The organism is Mesorhizobium sp. WSM4833 (assembly GCF_055811095.1).
Genome location: NZ_JBVVQG010000001.1, coordinates 281,060 through 301,976, shown reverse-complemented (window position 1 = coordinate 301,976; position 20,917 = coordinate 281,060). Strand labels below are relative to the sequence as shown.

Annotated in this window: 23 protein-coding genes, 1 tRNA gene and 1 riboswitch; of the genes, 18 read left to right on the top strand and 6 right to left on the bottom strand. The window is 63.7% G+C overall.

The features are described 5' to 3' along the window. The first annotated feature begins 143 nt into the window (after positions 1–143). A complete protein-coding gene (locus tag AC0L2D_RS01535) occupies positions 144–1,394 on the top strand; it encodes a site-2 protease family protein (protein WP_473540187.1) in 1,251 nt (416 codons plus the stop codon). 20 nt (positions 1,395–1,414) lie between these two features. Here AC0L2D_RS01535 and lipB read toward each other — a convergent pair whose 3' ends face one another. Beyond that, positions 1,415–2,158: a lipoyl(octanoyl) transferase LipB gene (gene lipB, locus AC0L2D_RS01530; RefSeq protein ID WP_027160542.1), complete on the bottom strand. Its 744-nt coding sequence runs from the start codon at positions 2,156–2,158 to the stop codon at positions 1,415–1,417. A 234-nt stretch (positions 2,159–2,392) separates the two neighbouring features. Here lipB and AC0L2D_RS01525 point away from each other — a divergent pair. The 3 genes from AC0L2D_RS01525 (at position 2,393) to AC0L2D_RS01515 (ending at position 4,630) form a co-directional block, all read left to right on the top strand. After that, positions 2,393–2,477: transfer RNA gene (locus tag AC0L2D_RS01525), tRNA-Leu, on the top strand. A gap of 190 nt (positions 2,478–2,667) precedes the next feature. Continuing rightward, complete coding sequence (gene mgtE, locus AC0L2D_RS01520) at positions 2,668–4,086, top strand: magnesium transporter (protein ID WP_013531112.1); 1,419 nt, start codon at positions 2,668–2,670, stop codon at positions 4,084–4,086. Between the two features lie 157 nt (positions 4,087–4,243). Then, complete coding sequence (locus tag AC0L2D_RS01515; protein WP_013531113.1) at positions 4,244–4,630, top strand: MerR family transcriptional regulator; 387 nt, start codon at positions 4,244–4,246, stop codon at positions 4,628–4,630. 85 nt (positions 4,631–4,715) lie between these two features. Here AC0L2D_RS01515 and AC0L2D_RS01510 read toward each other — a convergent pair whose 3' ends face one another. After that, positions 4,716–5,192 (bottom strand): methyltransferase family protein, encoded by a 477-nt coding sequence (locus tag AC0L2D_RS01510; protein ID WP_024501351.1) that lies wholly within the window; start codon positions 5,190–5,192, stop codon positions 4,716–4,718. Continuing rightward, complete coding sequence (locus AC0L2D_RS01505) at positions 5,189–6,187, bottom strand: heparan-alpha-glucosaminide N-acetyltransferase (RefSeq protein WP_063168230.1); 999 nt, start codon at positions 6,185–6,187, stop codon at positions 5,189–5,191. The genes AC0L2D_RS01510 and AC0L2D_RS01505 overlap by 4 nt, the downstream gene beginning before the upstream one ends. Positions 6,188–6,410: 223 nt before the next feature. Between AC0L2D_RS01505 and AC0L2D_RS01500 the strand changes: the two genes are divergently transcribed. From AC0L2D_RS01500 to cobO, 5 genes are all read left to right on the top strand, one after another. After that, entirely contained in the window at positions 6,411–7,610 is a 1,200-nt protein-coding gene (locus AC0L2D_RS01500; RefSeq protein ID WP_473540186.1) for an MFS transporter, read from the top strand. Positions 7,611–7,666: 56 nt separating this feature from the next. Further along, positions 7,667–7,871, top strand: a riboswitch (cobalamin riboswitch). A gap of 36 nt (positions 7,872–7,907) precedes the next feature. Continuing rightward, entirely contained in the window at positions 7,908–8,087 is a 180-nt protein-coding gene (locus AC0L2D_RS01495; RefSeq protein ID WP_013531117.1) for a CbtB domain-containing protein, read from the top strand. A gap of 15 nt (positions 8,088–8,102) precedes the next feature. Continuing rightward, positions 8,103–8,873, top strand: coding sequence for a CbtA family protein (locus AC0L2D_RS01490; protein WP_024501349.1), 771 nt, complete (start codon positions 8,103–8,105; stop codon positions 8,871–8,873). Next, positions 8,866–9,381 carry a bifunctional adenosylcobinamide kinase/adenosylcobinamide-phosphate guanylyltransferase gene (gene cobU / locus AC0L2D_RS01485; protein ID WP_473540185.1) on the top strand — a complete coding sequence of 172 codons (516 nt, stop codon included), beginning with the start codon at positions 8,866–8,868 and terminating at the stop codon, positions 9,379–9,381. The genes AC0L2D_RS01490 and cobU overlap by 8 nt, the downstream gene beginning before the upstream one ends. A 1-nt stretch (position 9,382) precedes the next feature. After that, the gene (cobO, locus tag AC0L2D_RS01480; RefSeq protein WP_473540184.1) at positions 9,383–9,997 is read left to right on the top strand and encodes a cob(I)yrinic acid a,c-diamide adenosyltransferase; all 615 of its coding nucleotides are present in this window, start codon (positions 9,383–9,385) and stop codon (positions 9,995–9,997) included. Positions 9,998–10,033: 36 nt separating this feature from the next. Here cobO and cbiB read toward each other — a convergent pair whose 3' ends face one another. Next, a complete protein-coding gene (cbiB, locus tag AC0L2D_RS01475) occupies positions 10,034–11,005 on the bottom strand; it encodes an adenosylcobinamide-phosphate synthase CbiB (protein WP_473540183.1) in 972 nt (323 codons plus the stop codon). Between cbiB and cobD the strand changes: the two genes are divergently transcribed. Both cobD and AC0L2D_RS01465 read left to right on the top strand, forming a co-directional pair. Then, complete coding sequence (gene cobD / locus AC0L2D_RS01470) at positions 11,004–12,053, top strand: threonine-phosphate decarboxylase CobD (RefSeq protein ID WP_473540182.1); 1,050 nt, start codon at positions 11,004–11,006, stop codon at positions 12,051–12,053. The two genes, cbiB and cobD, sit on opposite strands and share 2 nt — an antisense overlap. After that, positions 12,050–12,559, top strand: a complete 510-nt coding sequence (locus AC0L2D_RS01465; protein ID WP_063172408.1) for a tyrosine phosphatase family protein — start codon at positions 12,050–12,052, stop codon at positions 12,557–12,559. The genes cobD and AC0L2D_RS01465 overlap by 4 nt, the downstream gene beginning before the upstream one ends. Positions 12,560–12,662: 103 nt before the next feature. On the opposite strand, the gene AC0L2D_RS01460 is transcribed toward AC0L2D_RS01465, so the two are convergent. Together AC0L2D_RS01460 and AC0L2D_RS01455 are read right to left on the bottom strand one after the other, a co-directional pair. Beyond that, positions 12,663–13,466, bottom strand: coding sequence for a creatininase family protein (locus tag AC0L2D_RS01460; protein ID WP_063168225.1), 804 nt, complete (start codon positions 13,464–13,466; stop codon positions 12,663–12,665). A gap of 54 nt (positions 13,467–13,520) precedes the next feature. Then, on the bottom strand, positions 13,521–13,904 hold the full coding sequence (locus AC0L2D_RS01455) for a RidA family protein (RefSeq protein ID WP_024501344.1): 384 nt from the start codon (positions 13,902–13,904) through the stop codon (positions 13,521–13,523). Positions 13,905–14,168: 264 nt separating this feature from the next. Here AC0L2D_RS01455 and AC0L2D_RS01450 point away from each other — a divergent pair, with 264 nt between their 5' ends. From AC0L2D_RS01450 to AC0L2D_RS01420, 7 genes are all read left to right on the top strand, one after another. Beyond that, entirely contained in the window at positions 14,169–15,173 is a 1,005-nt protein-coding gene (locus AC0L2D_RS01450) for an ABC transporter substrate-binding protein (protein ID WP_063172407.1), read from the top strand. An 11-nt stretch (positions 15,174–15,184) separates the two neighbouring features. Beyond that, positions 15,185–16,012, top strand: coding sequence for an ABC transporter ATP-binding protein (locus AC0L2D_RS01445; RefSeq protein ID WP_064993741.1), 828 nt, complete (start codon positions 15,185–15,187; stop codon positions 16,010–16,012). After that, positions 15,999–16,850: an ABC transporter permease gene (locus AC0L2D_RS01440; protein ID WP_063172405.1), complete on the top strand. Its 852-nt coding sequence runs from the start codon at positions 15,999–16,001 to the stop codon at positions 16,848–16,850. Before AC0L2D_RS01445 ends, AC0L2D_RS01440 begins: the two co-directional genes overlap by 14 nt. 195 nt (positions 16,851–17,045) lie before the next feature. Continuing rightward, positions 17,046–18,338, top strand: a complete 1,293-nt coding sequence (locus AC0L2D_RS01435; RefSeq protein WP_473540181.1) for a cytosine deaminase — start codon at positions 17,046–17,048, stop codon at positions 18,336–18,338. Then, positions 18,338–19,741, top strand: coding sequence for an FAD-binding oxidoreductase (locus AC0L2D_RS01430; RefSeq protein WP_473540328.1), 1,404 nt, complete (start codon positions 18,338–18,340; stop codon positions 19,739–19,741). Before AC0L2D_RS01435 ends, AC0L2D_RS01430 begins: the two co-directional genes overlap by 1 nt. Beyond that, positions 19,741–20,322 (top strand): NAD(P)H-dependent oxidoreductase, encoded by a 582-nt coding sequence (locus AC0L2D_RS01425; RefSeq protein WP_473540180.1) that lies wholly within the window; start codon positions 19,741–19,743, stop codon positions 20,320–20,322. The genes AC0L2D_RS01430 and AC0L2D_RS01425 overlap by 1 nt, the downstream gene beginning before the upstream one ends. Then, the gene (locus AC0L2D_RS01420) at positions 20,322–20,909 is read left to right on the top strand and encodes an NAD(P)H-dependent oxidoreductase (RefSeq protein ID WP_064993738.1); all 588 of its coding nucleotides are present in this window, start codon (positions 20,322–20,324) and stop codon (positions 20,907–20,909) included. Before AC0L2D_RS01425 ends, AC0L2D_RS01420 begins: the two co-directional genes overlap by 1 nt. Positions 20,910–20,917 lie beyond the last annotated feature (8 nt).

Here is a 20,917-nt window from a genome sequence, read left to right as displayed (position 1 = left end):
TCCATGGCGATCTGGATTGGAGCCATGTGATTTGGCGGCGTTCGCCGCCGTGGGTCCCATGCGGTCGAAGACCGCTCCGCCGTTAAGCTTTTCTTGCCGCAGCGACGTTAGAGTGCCCCGGCAAGACAGGGAGCAACGTCCAGGTGTCGCCCATCGTCACGGCCATTCTGGTGGCCAGCAATCTCGGGCTGATCTTTCTGTTGATGACGGTGCCGCTTGGTTTGCGCACGGTCCGGCTGACCCGTCTGGTGGCGATGGATCGGCAGCGCCTCTGGCAGGCGCTGTGGCCGCTCGGCAGCGATGCCGGCTGGTCCAGTGAGATCCTGTCCGCCGAGGCCCCGGACGGCGAGGGCGTGGCCCGCATCACGCTGTCCTGGGAAGGTCGCGACGGCAAGCCGATCGAACGCAAGTCGCGGTTTGAAGACGTCGTCGAAGGCAGCCGCTTCTCGATGCGTGTCATCGAGGATACGGCACTCGACGCTTCGTTCTGGAAGGACTTTCGCGAAACCGCCGAACTCGTTTCGGAAGGCAACAGCACGCGGGTGACGCTCAGCCAGACCGATCGCTATCGTGGCGTTGCCTTCCTGGTGTTCCGCTATTTCGCCCTGCGCCGCGAACTCTCCAAGCTGCAGCGCTGGGCGGGGACCGGAAAGTATCGCAAGGGCGGCTGGTTCGAGCATCCGCTCAGCCAGGTCGGCTTTGCCGGGCTTTCGGCGCTGATCCTGTGGCCATTCTTCGGCCTTCACTTCGGCGGTTTGGCACTGGCCGCGATCCTCACATCGGTGGTCGCCCTGCATGAGCTTGGCCATATGGCGGCGTTCCGGCTGATGGGCCACAACCGGGCGCGGATGATCTTCATTCCGCTGCTCGGCGGCATCGCCATTGGCGGGCGGCCCTATGACAGCCGTTTCGAAGTGGCTTTCGTGGCATTGATGGGCGCCGGCTTTTCCGCCTTCCTGGTGCCGATCGCCATCGCAGCAAGCACCTTTGCCGGCGCGGAAGGTCACCGGCTGGCGGCGGCCCTGCTGGCGACGCTGGCGGGTTTCGCCGCACTGTTCAACATCGCCAATCTGGCGCCGGTGTGGAAGTTCGACGGCGGCCAGGTGCTGCGCCAGATCTGTCCGGGACCGGTCGCGCTGGCGCTGGCTTCCTTCTTCCTGCTCTCGGCTTTCCTGGCCGTGGGTTGGCAGGCCGGCTTTTCCGCCACCTTCCTGCTCGCGACGGGAGCGGTGTTTTCGCTCCTCAGCCTGCTGACGATGAGCAGTGGGGTGAAGCCGCGTCACGAGCTGAAGCCGATCCGCACCATCGACCGGCTGGCCATGGCGGCGGCGTTGCTGGCGGTGTTCGCCATCCATGGCTATGGCGTGTTGTGGGCCTCTGCCCAACTGATTTGAGCCGTACCGGATCCGGAAGATCAGCCGGCTTTGCGCTCGGCTTCGACAGGCAAGGCCGTGGCGGGACCGAACACATCCTCGAAGGCGGATTTCAACGCCAGGTCAAGATCGGCCATGGTCAGGGGAAGGCCTAGGTCGACGAGGCTGGTGACGCCGTGGTCCTGCACGCCGCAAGGCACGATGCCGCTGAAATGGTCGAGATCGGGCTCGACATTGATGGCGATGCCGTGAAAACTCACCCAGCGCCGCAGCCGGATGCCTATGGCCGCGATCTTGTCCTCCGCCGGCGAGCCGTCCGGCAGAGCAGGGCGATCCGGCCGCACGACCCAGACGCCGACCCGGTCCTCGCGGCGCTCGCCCCGCACATTGAAAGCGGCAAGCGTGCCGATGATCCACTGTTCGAGCGCCGCAACGAAGGCGCGGACATCCTCGCGCCGCCGCTTCAGGTCGAGCATGACGTAAGCGACCCGCTGGCCCGGCCCATGATAGGTGTATTCGCCGCCGCGTCCGGCCGCGAAGACCGGGAAGCGGCTGGCGTCGATCAGATCCTCGCCACGGGCGCTGGTGCCGGCCGTGTAGAGCGGCGGGTGTTCGACCAACCAGACCATTTCGCCGGCAGCGCCGCTGCGGATCGCCTCGGCGCGCGCCTCCATGAAGGCAAGTGCCTCGGGATAGGCGGTAAGGCCGGGCTCGATCAGCCATTCGACCGGTGCCGAGCCGGGAAGCGGCAGGAACGACGTGGCGATCTGGCTGCGTTCGGTCATGGCGTATCGTCTTTTCGTTTGTCCATGGCGCGCCCAAAAACGCCTCGCACCTTTGGGCGACATCAACTTGCCTTCCATATGGCGATATCAGGCGCAAACGTCCAGTTCCGGCGCTGCGTTCGGGCCCTGTGGAGCATTATGCCAATCGCCTGACATTATTGCTTGCCGTGCACTTGTTTCACTGGAAACGATTTGCTACACGCCGCGAGCCGGTCGGTTCCGGCTCTACCACGTGCGGTCGTGGCGGAATTGGTAGACGCGCAGCGTTGAGGTCGCTGTGGGGCAACCCGTGGAAGTTCGAGTCTTCTCGACCGCACCATTCTCTTCCCAGAATCCGATTTGTGCCGGTCTCGCCCGCTGCGGGCCGGACGCATTTCGTTGATATTCCCGCACTTTACGCCACTTTCTTTTTGAGCGTCGGATTCTCCCAAAACCGGTTTCCCCTTTTGGGTCCGATGCTCTAGACCTGATTTGCACCTTTTCCGGGATTCTTGTGGCGGGAGGCGCTGGTGGAAGGCGAGCACGAACGGACGACCGGCGCCGGGGCCGCCGAGGACAACCACGCCGACATCTATGGCGAGGACGGCGCCGTGCTTTCGTCCTTCCTGGCGCGGATCGGCGCGGCGATCGCCGACCGCGACACGCTGACCCTCAAGCATGAAGTCGACGACCTGCACCAGTCGGAGCTCGGCGACCTGCTCGAGGCGCTGCATCCCGAACAGCGCCGCGCGCTGGTCGAACTCCTGGGCGCCGATTTCGACTTCTCCTCGCTGACGGAGGTCGACGAGGCGATCCGTATGGAGATCGTCGACAATCTGCCCAATGCGCAGATCGCACAGGCGGTGCAGGAGCTCGATTCCGACGACGCCGTCTACATTCTCGAGGATCTCGACCAGGAAGACCAGGACGAGATCCTGTCCCAACTGCCGTTCACCGAGCGGATCAGGCTGCGCCGCTCGCTCGATTATCCCGAAGAGACGGCCGGCCGCCGCATGCAGACCGAGTTCGTCGCGGTTCCGCCGTTCTGGACGATCGGCCAGACCATCGACTACATGCGCGAGGACAACAACCTTCCCGAGCGCTTCAGCCAGATCTTCGTCATCGATCCGAGCTTCAAGCTGCTCGGCGCCATCGACCTCGACCAGATCCTGCGCACCAAGCGTTCGGTCAAGGTCGAGGAGGTGATGCACGAAACGCGGCACGCCATTCCGGCCACCATGGACCAGGAAGAGGCGGCGCGGGAATTCGAGCAGTACGATCTTTTGTCGGCCGCGGTCGTCGACGAGAACGAACGGCTGGTTGGTGTTCTGACCATCGACGATGTCGTCGACGTCATCCAGCAGGAGGCCGAGGAAGATCTGATGCGCATGGGCGGCGTCGGCGACGAAGAGCTTTCCGACAGCATCTTTTCGACCTCGCGCTCACGCGTTCCGTGGCTGCTGATCAACCTTCTGACCGCGTTCCTGGCGGCGTCGGTGATCAGCCTGTTCGACCGCACGATCGAACACATCGTGGCACTGGCGGTGCTGATGCCGATCGTCGCCGGCATGGGCGGCAATGCCGGCTCGCAAACCATGACCGTCACCGTGCGGGCGTTGGCGACCAGGGATCTCGACATCTACAATGCCGGCCGCATCATTCGCCGCGAGATGGGTGTCGGCTTCATCAACGGCATCGTCTTCGCCATCCTGATCGGCATCGTCGCGGCAGCCTGGTTCCGTGATCCCAATCTGGGCGGGATCATCGCGGCGGCGATGATCATCAACATGTTCGTGGCCGCCCTGGCCGGCATCCTGATCCCGCTGCTGCTCGATCGTTTCAAGGTCGATCCGGCGGTCGCTTCGGCGGTCTTCGTCACCACGGTTACCGACGTCGTCGGTTTCTTTGCATTTCTCGGCATTGCCACGTGGTGGTTCGGCGTGCCCTGAGGGCACGCCTTTTGGCTCAATTGACTTTTACGTAAATGCCGTGCGAGGCTCGCGCGGGGCGCCATGTCGATTCCGGCATGGCATGGGTTTTGGTTCGGGACAGAAGGGTGACGCCGCCATGGCGATCGCCCCGGTGTTTCGGCGTGTGGGAGTGGCAATGCGAGAATATTATTCGATCACCGAGTTGACCCGCGAGTTCGACGTGTCGACGCGGACGCTGCGCTTTTATGAGGACGAAGGGCTGGTGCAGCCGGTGCGGCGCGGCCGCACGCGGCTGTTTCGCCCCTCCGACCGGCAGCTCATTCGCCAGATCATGCGCGGCAAAAGGCTTGGCTTCTCGATCAACGAGATTCGCGAAATCATCCAGATGTACAAAGAGCCGCCCGGCGAAGTCGGCCAGCTCAACCTGATGATCAAGCGCATCGAGGAAAAGCGCGAGGATCTCCGGCAGAAACGCCGCGACCTCGAGGAGACGCTGGCTGAACTCGACCAGGCCGAGGAGTCTTGTGTGGAGCGGCTGGTGGAGCTTGGCGTGAATACGTAGGCAGAGAGTTTGAGGGACAGCGCCCCCCTCTCTCCTGCCGGACATCTCCCCCACGAGGGGGGAGATTGGCCGCTTGAAAGCCAGCTCAAATCCAGCGGCGCACGCGTTTGGCGTAGTCGCGGTATTTCTTGCCGAATTTTGCCGCCAGCACCTTTTCCTCGCCTTCGATCGCCACCTTCTGCGTGGCATAGGCGGCGATGAACGCCAGCGGCAGGAACCACACGATGCCCGAGACAAAGGCGACGCCGATCAACAGCAGCGTGTTGGCCAGATACATCGGATTGCGGGTGACGCCGAAGGGACCCGTGGTGACCAGGTGATCGGGTACAGCGTTGGGGTTGAGCGTGGTCTTGGCCCGGATCATGGTGCGGATCGCGGTGAACCAGAGTGCGGCGACGGCAAACAGCGCCACCCAGCCGGCCGCGAACAGGATATCGCCCAGCAGGTCGCCGATCCAGGGCAGGGGATAGAGCAGGCCCAGTGCGATGCTGACGGCGATGGCGGCGATGTAGATCAGCGGCGGCCATGGTATGAGCCCCGGCTTCGGCTGGTTCTCGGTCATTCGGCCCCTCCCTCCATCAACTTGCTGTCGGTCTTGGCGGTGCACATGCCGGCGAGATCGGACAAATGCGCTTTCCACTCCGCAGTCTGATCGTTGTTGTAGAGCCTATCAAGCGTGGACTCGCCCTCGAGCGTATCGAGCATGCAGACACAGTAGCTCGTACAGAACTCGGTGTCGCGCGACTGCTCGCAGGACAGCTGACAGGTTTTGAGGAAATTCACCTGCGGGGTTTCGACCTGCGCCGGCATGATCTGCGAGAACAGCCAGACGCAGCCGATCAGCAGCGGCTGGTGGATCAAATAGAAAGCCAGGCTGTGCCGGCCGATGAAGACCAGCGGGTTGGCCAAGCGACCGGGCGCCAGATTGGCAAGCCTGGCAAGCAGGCCGGCACCTGCGGCGAGTTTCGTCACCGCGATGCCCGCAAGTACCGCGCCGAACCACGGAAACAGCGGAACGTAGTCGTTGGAGCGCGGATTGGTCGCCGACAGGCCGACCCACCACAGCCATGGGTGATCGAAGGCCTCGAAGCGCAGATAGACGGGGGCGGCGATAACGAGCGCGGCGACGACAAGCGTCAGCAGCGCCGGCAGGCGCAGGAAGGCCAGACCGAGCAGGCTGGCTAGCGCGATCTCGTGCAAGATGCCGAAGAAGATGAAGCCGTCCGGAGTGGCTATGCGGGTAACGACCGAAATCGCGATCGCGGCTCCGGCGACCATGGCGAACCGCTTCCAGAAGCCGTTCCAGCGGATTTGTCGGCCGTGGGCGAGATACAGGCTGACGCCGACCAGGAACAGGAAGGTCGAGGCGATGCAGCGCGCGTAGATCTTCCACCAGCCGAAGGCGGTCAGGCCGGGATCGGTGTAGCCGAAGAACTCCAGATCCCAGGTGAAATGGTAGCTTGCCATGGCGATCAGCGCGATGCCGCGCACGATGTCGATGGCGACGATGCGCTTTGGTCGATCCTGAACGGGCGCGGTCGGCGTTTGGATGCTCATGGTCTCGCATTCTGATTCAGCCCCGCTGGAGGACTATCACGGTTGCCCAGGACAAAAGAAGACCGGCAACCCTGCCGATAACGCCGGATCAGCCGCGGCATTGGGCCAGTGCCGGAAAGCCTTTGGCCGGCTTCGCTTTTGCCGGATGCACGTCGGTTTCCTCTTATTGGCGCTGAGGTCGCCACGGCAGATTTGACCCGGTGAATCTGCTTCGGGGAAAGCAATGTCCACCCATGTGCGCCATCCGATCTGGCTACCGGCCCTCAGGGCCGCGGACGCGCGCACCTTCGCTTCGCTCTATGCGGTCGAATCCTTCGCCCGCGCCACGGTGTCGAGCGTCATCCCGATCCAGGCTTACGAGATCCTGCACAACGAGCAGATCGTCTCGATCCTCTACACCGTCGTGGCGATGCTCGGCCTGTCGGTGACATTGTTCATGCCGATGCTGATCCGCCGTTTCGCCCGGCGCTGGGTCTACACGGCGGGCGCCTGCCTGCTGGCCATCGGCTCGCTGTTCTTCGTCACCGACACGCTTGCCGGGCAACTGGCCGGCATGCTGTGCCGGGTGATGGGCGCCAGCGCGCTGTCGATCACGCTCAACCTCTACATCATGGACCACATCCGCAAGACCGACTTCATGCAGGCCGAATCGCTGCGCATGGCGTGGTCGATGCTGGCCTGGACCGGTGGGCCGACGCTCGGCATCTTCCTCTACACGCGCTTCGGCGTCTATGCCGCGCATGGCGCGGTGGCCGTGTTCGCGTTAGCCCTGCTGGCATTGTTCTGGACCTACCGGCTCGGCGACAACCCGTCGATCCGTCCCGGCAAGACGCGACCAGCCAATCCGCTCGCCAATATCGGCCGCTTCATCGCCCAGCCCAGGCTCAGGCTGGCCTGGCTGATCGCGTTTGGGCGCTCCTGTTTCTGGACGACGTTCTTCGTCTATGGGCCGCTGTTCATGGTCATTACGGGTGAGGGCAAGCTAGCCGGCGGCCTGCTGGTTTCGGCCGGCAACGCGCTTTTGTTCATGGCGATTTTCTGGGGCAAGGCGGGAAAGCGCTTTGGCGGCCGCAGGACCATGACATTTGCCTATTTCGCCATGTCGGTCGCGCTTCTGGCGGCGGGCTTCGTCGGCGAAACCGTGCCGCTGCTGACCGGCGCCTTCCTGCTCTGCGGCGCCTTCTTCACCATTGCGCTCGACGCGCTCGGCTCGACCGCCTTCATGCGCTCGGTGCGCTCCTATGAAAGATCGCAGATGGCGGCGGTCTATCGCACCTATCTCGACTTTTCCGAGCTGACGCCGCCGCTGGTCTATTCGGTGGTGCTGGCCTTCTTCGGCCTGGGCTCGGTGTTCGTCACGCTCGGCCTGCTGGCGGCGGTCTGCGGCTTCGTGACGTGGCGCTATCTGCCGAAATCGCTTTGACCTTCATGGCGCATTCGCAACGGTCGCCGGCGGAATTTGGTTTGCCGGACGCGAGGATTCTGCCTATAGTCGCCGGTGTCGCCGGTTCCATTTTGGAGCCAAGAGGGAATGCGGTAAGGGCGGATTTCGCCCAATGCCGTGGCTGCCCCCGCAACTGTGTGCGGTAGTCCTCTCCATATGCCACTGAAGATTTTTCTTCGGGAAGGTGGGGAAGGACGCTGATCCGTGAGCCAGGAGACCTGCCGGCGACAGGAAACTGACTTCGATGCCCTCGGGTGGAGGGCGAAAGGACAAGACATGACTACCGCTTCCGTCTCCCTCGGCGCTTCCGTCTCCTCGCAGTCGCGCTTCATGCAGCTCGCGCTCGCCGCGCTGCTCGGCATTTTCGTGATGGGCTTTGTCGGCTTCTCGCATATCGATGCGGTCCACAATGCGGCTCACGACTATCGCCATTCGATGGCATTTCCCTGCCACTGACGAGGGGCTGACATCATGAACCTGTTTCGCAACGTCGTGTTCATCGCGGCGATCGCAGGGCTCGTGGCCGGCGTCGTTCTTGCCTGCATGCAGGCCTATGCGACCGTGCCGCTGATCCTGAAGGCGGAAGTCTACGAACAGGCGGGCGGCGGGCATCACCATGACCATGCCGCTCCGGCAGCAGCGAATAGCAATGCCATGAGCGCAGCCGCTCCGGCCCCTGCCGAAGCGACTGCTGCGGCGGAAGACGAGGGCTGGGCGCCGGCAGACGGTTTCGAGCGTTTCGCCTTCAGCGTGCTTGCCAACATCGTCACCGGCATCGGCTTCGGGTTGATCCTGGTCGCGGTTTCCGAATTCGCCGGCGGTATCGGTGGTTGGCGCCAGGGCGTGTTCTGGGGCTTGGCCGGCTTTGCCGTGTTCACGCTGGCGCCGGGCCTCGGCCTGCCGCCGGAACTGCCGGCCATGCCGGCCGCCGATCTCACCCAGCGCCAGATCTGGTGGTGGGCAACGGTGGCGGCAACCGCTGCCGGTCTCGGCCTGATCGCGTTCCGCAAGTCGCTGCCGCTGGCGATCCTTGCCGTCCTTTTGATCGTCGCACCGCATGTTGTCGGGGCACCGCAGCCCGACAGTTACGAGACGGCGATTCCGGAAGGGCTGCATCACCAGTTCGTGGTGGCGGTGACCGTGACCAATCTGGTGTTCTGGCTGGTGCTCGGCGCGGTTGTCGGCGTGGTGCGCGGCCGCTTCACCGGCACCGCGACCAGCCTGCGCGACAGCTTTGCCTGATCGCAAGACACTGACCTTCCTCATCGGCGGTGCGCGCTCCGGCAAGAGCGCGCGCGCCGAAATTTTGGCGACCGCCTTGCCGCCGCCCTGGACCTATATCGCCACGGCGCAAGCCTATGATGACGAGATGCGTGAGCGCATCGCGTTGCACCGGTCGCGGCGCGGCGAAGGCTGGACGACCATCGACGCACCGCTCGACCTCGCCGACGCGCTTGCCGCCTTGCCGGACGATCGGCCGGTGCTTGTCGACTGCCTGACGCTGTGGCTGACCAACCATATGCTGGCCGAACACGATTTCGAGCTGGAATGCCGGCGGTTGGCGCAGGTGCTGTCGCGGCCGCGCGGACCCTGGTTCGTGGTGTCCAATGAAGTCGGCCAAGGCATCGTGCCGGACAATGCACTGGCGCGCCGCTTTCGCGATGCCGCCGGCCGGCTCAACCAGCAGGTCGCGGCGATTGCCGATACGGTGCTGCTGATGGTGGCGGGGCTGCCGCTCAAGGTGAAATGATATGACCGATATCGACAATAAGGACGAAGAGCGCCACCGCGCCAAGATGGCCAAGCGCAAGGCGGTGCAGGATGCCGAGGTGGCGAGCAAGACGGTCGAGAAGGGATTGCTCATCGTCAACACCGGCCCGGGCAAAGGCAAGACCACGGCCGCCTTCGGGCTGGCGCTGCGGATGCTCGGCTACGGCAAGCGCGTCGGTGTCGTCCAGTTCATCAAGGGCAAGTGGCACACCGGCGAGAAGGACGCCTTCGCCGCCTTCGGCGACCGTGTCGTGTGGCACGCGATGGGCGAGGGGTTCACCTGGGAAACCCAGGATCTGAAGCGCGACATCGCTGCCGCCGAAGCCGCCTGGGCCAAGGTGCTCGAACTGATGGCCGATCCGTCGATCAGCCTGCTGGTGCTCGACGAATTGAACATTGCGCTGCGCTACGACTATCTCGATCTCGACAGAGTGGTTGGCGCGCTAAAAGCGCGGCGCGAGGGCCTGCATGTCGCTGTCACCGGCCGCAACGCCAAGCCGGCGCTGGTCGAGGCCGCAGACCTCGTCACCGAAATGAGCGTGACCAAGCATCATTTTTCCGCCGGCGTGAAAGCGCAGCAGGGGATCGAGTTCTGAGTGTTCCTCAACCTCCCCAGACGGGGGAGGGTGAGGTTAGGTCACAACGATGACAACGACCGAAACCAACCCGAACAGAGCGATCAGCAGATAGTCGGCGACGCGATAGAGTTTCAGCGCCTGCCTGATGTCGAGGCTGTCGGCTTCACGCCGCCCACCTTCGCCCATGAAGACGTCGTCGACCAGCACGCCGCCATAGAAGCGCGGGCCGGCGAGCGCCAGGCCGAGCGCACCGGCCATCGCCGCTTCCGGCCAGCCGGCATTGGGTGAGCGGTGTTTTTTCGCGTCGCGCCGCACCGCATGCCAGGCTTTTTTCGCATCAGCGCCTTTGACGAAGAACGCCGCCAGCACGATCAGAAGCGCCGTCAGCCGCGACGCCGGCAGGTTGATCCAGTCGTCGAAGCGCGCCGCCGCCCAGCCGAACGCCTCGTGGCGCGGGGTGCGGTGGCCGATCATCGAATCGGCGGTGTTGGCGGCCTTGTAGGCGGCGCCGCCGGCCAGGCCGCCGACGCCGGTCCAGAAGGCAGGGGCGACGATGCCGTCGGAAAAGTTCTCGGCCAGGCTCTCGATCGCCGCGCGGCAGACACCGGCCCTGTCGAGCGTTTCAGGGTCGCGACCGACGATCCGCGAAACGGCAAGGCGGGCCAAGGCGAGGCCGCCGGTGTCGAGGGCGTCAGCCACCGCCTCGACATGCTCATAGAGGCTCTTCTGCGACAGCAGCGACGTTGCCAGAAGGGCCGTGATGACCAGGCCCATGGGAACGAACCAGAACAGGATCTGTACGCTGAAGCCGATCACCGCCGGCACCAGCACGATGACCAGCAGCGCCTGGACACCGCGCTTGCGACGCAGCGCGTCGGGATCAGTGGCGCGGTTGAGCCTGCGGTCGAGAAAGGATATCAGCCTGCCGAACCACGTCACCGGATGGCCGATGGCGCGAAACAGCCAGTCGGGGTAACCGAGGGCGAATTCGACGACCAATGACAGGAAAGCGATCAGGACTGACATGAAGCTTCTTAATGGGGCGGTTGTGGACCATGGTGGAAGTCTTGGCCGCGCGAGGGTGCTTTTCCCCAACGCCCTTCTGCCTTTCGTCGACCTCTCGACCGGTATCAATCCGCACTCCTATCCGCTTTTCGACCTGCCCGCCACCTCGCTGTCGCGGTTGCCGGAAGCCGCGCGCACACGCGACCTGACAGAGATCGCGGCCAGCACCTACGGCGCGCCGTCGCCAGCCAACGTCGTGGCGGCGCCGGGCACACAGATCCTGTTGCCGCGCGTTGCGTCGCTCATTTCGCCCGGCAAGGCGTTGGTGCTGGGTCCGACCTACGCCGAACATGCCCGCGCTGCCGCGATCGCCGGGCATCAGGTGACCGAGGTCGATAATTTCGAAGCGTTGGCGGACGCCGACCTCGTCATCATCGTCAATCCGAACAATCCGGATGGACGTGTCATAGAGCGCGACCGGTTGCTGGCTCTGGCCGCCGGATTGCGCGCCAAGGGCGGACTGCTGGTCGTCGACGAGGCGTTCATGGATGTCGGCCCGCGTCAGCACAGCCTCGCGGGCGATGTCGGTCAGGGCGGCCTCGTCGTGCTGCGCTCGTTCGGCAAGTTCTTTGGCCTGGCCGGGCTGCGGCTCGGCTTTGCACTTTCCGATACTGCGACGGTCGACCGGCTGGATACGCAGTTCGGACCATGGGCCGTCGCCGGCCCGGCGCTGGAATATGGCGTCTGCGCGCTTGCCGACATCGGCTGGCAGGACCAGATGCGGGCATCTCTAACCGATGCATCGGCGCGTCTCGATGCGCTTTTCGGCCGCTTCGGCGTTCCTGTTGCGGGCGGAACCACACTGTATCGTTTCCTCAGTCTGACCAATGCCGCCGATTTGTTTGCAGCGCTCGGCGAGCGCGGCATCCTGCTTCGCCATTTTGCCGACCGGCCTGACGTTCTGCGCGCCGGCCTGCCGGGCAGTGAGGAGGAATGGCAGCGGCTCGAATCCGCACTTGCCGAATGGGCGTCGCGGCGCAAGCATCAATCGAAGGGTTCCAAACAATGATCCATGTCTGCTCGCTGGCAAAGATCGAGGAAACGGTGGCCAGGACCGGCGCCGACCGCATGCTTTCGCTGCTCGCCGCCGGAACGGAGGTGGTGCGGCCGGCCTCGATCTCGAGGGAAAACCACCTGCATCTGGTCATGCACGACATCGCGGTGGCGCAGGACGGCATGACCATGCCGGGCGAAGACCATGTCCGCAATCTGCTCGATTTCGCGCGCCGGTGGGACCGGGCAAGGCCGATGCTCGTGCATTGCTATGCCGGCATCAGCCGCTCGACGGCTTCGGCCTTTATCATCGCGGCAGCACTGGCGCCGAAGCGTGACGAGGCCGAATTGGCGCGGACGCTGCGGGCGCTGTCGCCTTCGGCAACGCCCAATCCGCGACTGATCGCCGTGGCCGATGCGTTGCTTGAGCGCAACGGCCGCATGGTCGAGGCGATCGAATCGATCGGGCGCGGCGCGGACGCCTTTGAAGGCACGCCCTTTGCGCTGAGGATCGACAGCTAGCTTTGCCCCCATATCGTTGTTCGTCTGATCCGCCTCCTCCATCGCCTCGTTTGTTCAAGAGGACCTGGAATAGCGATGACAGCGCTTGCCACTGGTTTGGAGGCTACGTCAACCACTCCGCGAGCTTCGCCTTGCGCACATCTTGCAGCAGGCTGATGAAGCCGTCGGCCTGATATTCTGCCGTCAGCCGGCCCTTCTCCGCCGTCGCGATGCTGGCGTCGCCGACGACGCCGTTCGGGTTGAGATCGCTGGCGATCCAGGCGAAGGCGTGGGTGCCGGTGTGGCGCAGCAGCGAAAATTCCTTTTCGGCCTTGGCGACATTGGAAACGAAATTGTCTGATTTGCCCATGTCCACGAGGTCCGGCCGGAAATGCAGCATCAGCGAGGTCTCGACATCGCCGCCATGGATGCCGTGACGGTCCTCCAGTTCGGTATACATGCCGGCCGGACGGCCAAAACGCTGCCAGCTGGTCTTCACCGCCAGCATCTTTTCGCGCACGCGCAATTCGCGCGTGACGATGCCCATGATCTCCTCGTTGCCGCCATGCGAATTGACCACGATCAGCTTGCGCACACCGGCGCGCGCGATCGACAGGCCAAGCTCGGTCCAGGCTTCGATCAGCGTGGTTGCCGGCAGAGTGAGGGTGCCCGGCGCATGCAGGTGTTCGTTGGACTTGCCCACGGCCTGCACCGGCAGGATGCGGATGTCGAGATCGTCGGGCAGGCGCGAAATGACCGTGTCGAGCATGCCGTTCATGATCGACGTGTCGGTCGAAACAGGCAGATGCGGCCCATGCTGCTCGATCGCCGCCACTGGCAGCACGGCGATGGTCGCCTCGGGATCGATCGAGGCGTATTCGGTGGTCCGGTAGTCGCCCCACCACACGCGTCTTTTGGGTACGGTCATGTCATGCCTCTTCAATGCTCAGGCAGACCTAGCGCGGGACGGGCGGCCTGTCGATCACCCCGCCGCGATGGCCTCGATTTCGACCTTGAATTCGGGCCGGGCAAAGCCGGAAACAATCATCAATGTCGACGCTGGCGCGGGGCTCGAAAACAGCCGGTCGCGGACGTCCATATAGGGCCGCAGATGCGCGCGGTCGGTGACATAGGCGTTGATGCGCACGATATCCCTGAGACCCAGGCCGGCTTCGCCGAGAATCGCCGCGATGTTTTGAAAGCAGAGTTCGGCCTGCGCTCCGGCGTCTTCGGGAATCAGGTCGTCGGCGGTGATGGCGACCTGGCCCGAGCACAGCACAAGCCGCTTGCCGGCCGGCACCTCGACGCCGTGACTATAGCGGGCAAAGGGCGGCTTGATGGACTTCGGGGTGAGGAATTTGAACATGGCAATCTCCTGGATGCCGCCACCTAAAGCCGGACTCATTACACCTTCAAGATGGCGGTGCATGTTGCCCGGGCGATTGTGGACAGCCGTTCAAAAAATAGGCACGATGCCTTCCGTACAGCATGACCCGTTCGCGCTTGGCATGGCAACGTCTTTCAAGCGGGCGGTCCCGGCGCCAGACGCCGGTGGCATGTGTCTTGCTTCTTGAATCTTTGGTGTCGAGCCTGGCGCGTGGCGCGCCGGAGCAAACAGAGGGTGGTGTCGATGTACGGAAAACAGAAGATCTCGGTGGCGGTTGTGGCCCTGCTTACAGCCAGCACGCTGGGTGCGGCTGCGAATGAGAAAGTCACCTTCGGCACCAACTGGTTGGCCGAGCCGGAACATGGCGGATATTACCAGTCCGTGGCGGACGGCACCTACGCCGCCTGTGGCCTCGACGTCACCATCATGCAGGGCGGTCCGCAAGTCAGCGGCCGGCCGATGCTGCTGGCCGGCAAGATCGATTTCTACATGGGCGGCAATCTGCTGTCGGCCTTCGATGCGGTCCAGCAAGGCATACCGATGCGCGTGGTGGCGGCGGATTTCCAGAAGGACCCGCAGGTCATCATGTCCCACCCCGGCGAGGGGCTCGACAAATGGGAGGACCTGAAGAACGCCGACCAGTACATATTGGGCGACGAGGGCGTGCAGACCTTCTTCCAGTGGATGGTCATCGAACTCGGCTTCGACGCCTCCAAACGCGCGCCCTACACCTACAACACCGCTCCCTTCCTCGCCAACAAGAAGTCGATCCAGCAGGGCTACGTCACCTCAGAGCCGTTCGCGGTCCAGAAGGAAGGCGGCTTCGTGCCGAACCAGTTCCTGCTCGCCGACTATGGCTGGGACACTTATTCGACGACGATCGAGGTGATGCAGGACACGATCGACAAGAAGCCGGAGGTGGTCCAGTGCTTCGTCGATGGCTCGGCCAAGGGCTGGTACAAATATCTCTACGGCGACAACAAAGCCGCCAACGACATGATCAAGAAAGACAATCCCGACATGAGCGACGAGCAGATCGCGTTCTCGATCGAGCAGATGAAGAAGTTCGGCCTGGCCGATTCCGGCGACACCGAAAAGCTCGGCATCGGCGCCATGACCGACGCGCGGATCAAGAGTTTCTACGACAAGATGGTCAAGGCCAAGGTCACGCCAGCCGGCATCGACATCAAGAAGGCCTACACGCTGACCTTCATCAACAAAGGCGTCGGGCTCGAGCTGAAGAAATAGGCCGCCCCGGAATGATAAGGGAAAAAGTGGCGCAAGCGCCGGCTGCGTCGGGTGCGGCCCCGACGCTCCTGGCGCTGAAGGGCGTCGGCAAGGTGTTCTCCAACGGCGTGACGGCGCTCAGCGACGTCGACCTGACCATCCGGGAAGGCGATTTCGTCAGCCTGCTCGGGCCGTCGGGTTGCGGCAAGTCGACGGCGCTGCGGCTGATCGCCGGCCTGTCGACGCCAACTTCCGGCGTGCTCGATTGGCGCGGTGGCGGCTCGCTCGACCGCTCGAACATCGGCTTCGTCTTCCAGGAGCCGACGCTGCTGCCCTGGGCCAATGTTTTCGACAATGTCTGGCTACCGCTTCGGCTGAAAGGCATTTCGCGCGCCAAGGCGACACCGGCGGTAACGGAGATGTTGGCGCGGGTTCACCTGACCGGCTTCGAAAACGCGGTGCCGCGCGAACTGTCAGGCGGCATGAAGATGCGCGTATCCATAGCGCGCGCCATGGTGACCAAACCGCGCGTGCTGCTGATGGACGAACCGTTCGCGGCACTCGACGAGATCACCCGCTTCAAGCTCAACAACGATCTCCTGGAACTGTGGCAGGACGAACGGTTCACCGTCGTCTTCGTCACCCACAGTGTCTTCGAAAGCGTGTTCCTGTCCAACCGCGTCGTCGTCATGGCGGCGCGGCCGGGCAGGGTGTTCGACGAACTCGCCATCGAGGCCTCCTATCCGCGTGACGAGGCGTTTCGCACCTCGCCAGACTATGCGGCACTGTGCCGTCAGGCCTCCGACGTGCTGGTCAAGGCCATCAACTCAACAGCAGGCGCGCATTATGACGGTCATTGACGAGCGGATGCTCCAACTCGATCCCGAGGAAGCACGCCGCGTGCGCCAGGCGCGGTTCGAACGGATCGGCCGCTGGGTGCTGCCGCTGGCGATCATGATCCTGGCGATCTGGCTGTGGGATCGCATCTGCGTGTGGAACGAGATCCCGCAATATATCCTGCCGCGTCCCGGCGTGGTGCTGTGGACGCTCTACAACGATGCCGGCCTGCTGTTTTCCTCGCTGCTGGTCACCTTGCGCATCACCTTTCTCAGCTTGGCTCTGGCGGTCATAGGCGGGGTCGGGCTGGCGGTGCTGTTCGCGCAGTCGAAATGGGTCGAGATGTCGTTCTTCCCCTTCGCCATCGTGCTGCAGGTGACGCCGATCGTGGCGATCTTTCCGCTGATCAACATCTATGTGAACGACCAGACGACCAAGCTTCTGCTGTGCGCCTGGATCGTCGCCTTCTTTCCGATCCTGTCCAACACCACGCTTGGCCTCAACTCCGTCGACCGCAATCTGCGCGACATGTTCAAGCTCAACGGCGCGACGCGATGGCAGCAATTGCGCTATCTCAGGCTGCCGGCGGCGATGCCCTATTTCCTCGGCGGGTTGAAGATCGCCGGCGGCCTGTCGCTGATCGGCGCCGTGGTGGCCGAGTTCGTCGCCGGTACCACCGGCCAGTCGTCCGGCCTTGCCTCGCGCATCATCGAGGCCGGCTACCGGCTCAACGCGCCGCGGCTGTTCGCGGCGCTGTTCCTGATCTCGCTGACCGGCATTTTAATCTTCCTCGTGCTGTCGCTGATATCGCATCTCATCTTGCGGCGCTGGCATGAAAGCGCGCTGAAGCAGGAGCGCTAGGGTGTGTGACGTGATTGATATGTTGGTGCGAGGCGCCCCCCTCTGTCCTGCCGGACATCTCCCCCTCAAGTGGGGAGATTGGCCGCTGTCACGATCTTCGCCAATCTCCAACATTGAAAAAAATGAGCCGGCACGGACGCTGCCAATCTCCCCCCTTGAGGGGGAGATGCCCGGCAGGGCAGAGGAGGGCAACGCTTGATACCAACCTCCGGCTCTTACCATCTCGCCAATGTTCGCCTTCATCGCTCACTGACGCCAGGCCTTTCCGCGCCCTTCGATGCTGACGGCTTCGGGCTTGCCGACATCGCTGTGGCCGACGGGAAGATTTCCAGCATCACCGCGCATGGCCGATCCGCTGATGCGGTCGACCTGGGCGGCCGTATAATCCTACCGTGCTTCGTCGACTGCCACACGCATATCGACAAGGGCCATATCTGGCCGCGAAAGCCCAATCCCGACGGCACGTTCATGGGCGCGCTGAATGCCGCCGGTGCCGATCGTGTGGCACGCTGGAGCGCCGAGGATTTGGCGCGGCGGATGGATTTCTCGCTGCGCTGCGCCTACGCCCATGGCACAAGGGCGCTGCGCACCCACATCGACAGCGTCGCGCCGCAGGAGGAAATCTCCTGGCCGGTGTTCGAGGCGATGCGCGAGGAATGGCGCGGCCGCATCGAGTTGCAGGGCGCCTGCCTGCTCGGCATCGAAGGCGTGCGCGACAAAAAGTGGTTCGACAGGCTGGCAAAGAGGGTTGCCGCGGCAAAGGGCGTGCTCGGTGTCGTCACCTATATGGCGCCGGACCTCGAAGAGCTGCTCGACCACGTCTTCGCGCAGGCCATCAAGCATGGCCTCGATCTCGATTTCCATGCCGACGAGACCAACGACATTTCCGCCATATCGCTGAAGAAGATCGCCGAGGCCGCTCTGTGGAACGGTTTCGAAGGAAAGATCCTCGTCGGCCATTGCTGCTCGCTGGCGCGCCAGCCGGATCTCGACGTGCTCGACACGCTGGACAAGGTGGCGAGAGCGGGGCTCGCCGTCGTCTCGCTGCCGATGTGCAATCTCTATCTGCAGGACCGGCGCGCCGACGGCACCACGCCACGCTGGCGTGGCGTGACGCTGCTGCACGAGATGAATGCGAGGGGCATTCCGGTGGCGGTTGCTTCCGACAACACGCGTGATCCCTTCTATGCCTATGGCGATCTCGACATGCTGGAGGTCTACCGCATGGCGACGCGCATCCTGCATTTCGATCATCCGGTCGCCGACTGGCCGCAAGCGGTCACCGCGACGCCGGCCAAGGTGATGCGGTTTGATGGCTTCGGCACGCTGGCTGCCGGCGGTGATGCCGATTTCATCGTGTTCAAAGGCCGAAGCTGGACGGAATTGCTGTCGCGGCCCGAATCGGATCGCATCGTGGTGCGCGGCGGCAAGGTGATCGACCGCCAATTGCCAGATTATGCCGAACTCGACGAACTGATGGTGGAATGATGGATGTTTCGGCGCTCAAACGCGATCTCGAAGGCCTGAAGGTCGACGACAATCCGGCCATCGTCCAGCAGAAGAGCCGTGACTTCTACTGGTACAGCCCGGTGCTGAAGCAGCAGCTCGACCATGTCACCGGCGACCTGATCGTGACGCCGAAGAACGAGGCCGAACTGATCCGCGTGCTTGCCGCCTGTCATCGTCATGGCGTGCCGGTGACACCGCGCGGCAGCGGCACCGGTAATTACGGCCAGGCGATGCCGCTCTCCGGCGGCGTCGTGCTCAACCTTGCCGAGATGAACGAGATCAAGTCGATCGCTCCGGGTCGCGTCGTGACCGGGCCGGGGGCGATCCTGGCCGATATCGACAAGGCAACGCGGGCGCATTCCGGGCAGGAACTGCGGCTATCGCCCTCCACCTACAACACAGCCTCGATTGGCGGCTTCATCGCTGGCGGTTCGGGCGGCGTCGGCTCGATCAATTTCGGCGGGTTGCGCGATTTCGGCAATGTGCTTCGGCTGCGCGTGGTGACCATGGAGGCCGAGCCGAAAGCGCTCGAGCTCACCGGCGCGGATCTGCACAAGGTGACCCATGCCTACGGCACCAACGGCATCATATCGGAAGTCGAGATGCCGCTGACCGCGGCTTATGACTGGATCGACGTCATTGTCGGCTTCGACGCTTTCATGGATGCGGCCCGCTATGGCAATGCGCTGGCGTGTCAGGACGGCATCCTGACCAAGCTGATCACGCCGATAGCGGCACCCGTGCCGCAGCTCTATTTCAAGCGGCACCAGAATTTCCTGAGCGACGGGCAGAGCATTTGCGTCGTCATGGTGGCGCAGCATGGGCTGGACGCTTTTCTTGCCTTCACCCGGCGTGCCGGCGGCGAGGTGATCTACAATGCGGCCACGGCGACGCCGGATGAGAAAAAAGGCCTGCCGCCGGCCTATGAATTGGCTTGGAACCACACCACGCTGAGGGCGCTGCGCGTCGACCCTTCGATCACCTATCTGCAGTCGCTCTATCCCTTTCCCAACCAGCTGGCGCTTGTCGAGAAGATGGATGCGATGTTTCCGGGCGAGGTTTTCTCGCATCTCGAATTCGTGCGGCTGGACGGCAACATTACCTGCTTCGGCCTGCCGCTGGTCAAGTTCACGACCGAGGCGCGGCTCGACGAGATCGTGCGCCTGCATGAAGCGAACGGTTGCCCGATCTTCAACCCGCATCGCTACACGCTGGAAGAGGGCGGCATGAAGCAGACCGACGCGGTGCAACTCGCCTTCAAGCGCCAGACCGATCCGCAAGGGCTCCTCAACCCCGGCAAGATGATCGCCTGGGAAAACCCCGACTACGACTACCGTTCCGGGCGGACTTTTTTGTTCAAGGGGCTGCAGAAGGTAGGATGATGAACATCCTCGTCCTCTACGCCCATCCGGTCGAGACCAGCTTCAATGCCGGCCTGCACCGGATGATCGTCGAGCGCCTGACGGTGGCGGGCCATACGGTCGACGACTGCGATCTCTATGCCGAGGGTTTCGATCCGCGACTGACGCGCCAGGAGCGGCTGGACTACCACAACCCACGTGGCCCCGCCGACGCTGTCGCGCCTTATGTCGAGCGCCTGCTGCGCGCCGATGCGCTGGTGCTTTCCTATCCCGTCTGGAATTATGGCTTTCTAGCGATCCTGAAAGGCTTTTTCGATCGCGTGTTCTTGCCCGGCGTGTCGTTCAAATTGGTCGACGGCAAGGCGCAGCCGTCGCTGCACAACATTCGCAAGGTTGCGGCGGTGACCACCTACGGCGGCAGCCGGTTCCGCGCCCTGCTGATGGGCGATCCGCCGCGCAGGCTGATCAAGCGGATGCTGCGCGCCACCGTCAAACCGGGCGCGCCGGTGACCTACCTCGCGCACTACGCGATGAACCTGTCTACCGACGGCTCGCGCAAGGCTTTCACGACCAAGGTCGCGGCCAGCATGGATGCCTTCTGATGCGCGCGCTGGTGGTCTACTGCCATCCGGTACCCGAGAGCTTTTGCGCCGCCATCCGCGACACTGCCATCGACGTGCTGATGCGACGAGGCTGGGAGGTGCGGCTGCTCGACCTCTATGCGGAGAAATTCGACCCGGTGATGGGCTGCGGCGAGCGGCGCTCCTACAATGACCAGGCGCCGCAGGACCCGGCACTGAAGCCGCATTTCGAACTGCTCAACTGGGCCGAAGCGATCCTGTTCGTCTATCCGACCTGGTGGTACGGACTGCCGGCGATGCTGAAGGGCTGGCTCGACCGGGTGTGGGCAACGGACGTCGCCTTCAAGCTGCCGGCCGGCAAGGGACGGATCAAGTCGCTGATGACGCATGTAACCAAGGTCGGCGTCATCACCACCTGCGGCGCCCCGACCTGGTGGAGCGTGGTCGTCGGCCAGCCGGGACGCAAGACCCTGCTGCGCGGCATGCGGGCGCTGTGTGCCACGCGCTGCCGGACCTTTTTCTTGGCGCACTATTTGATGGATGCCTCGACACCGGCGACAAGGGCGGCGTTTCTGGCGAAGGTGCGAGGGAAGCTGGAAAGGTTTTGAGAGGGCGA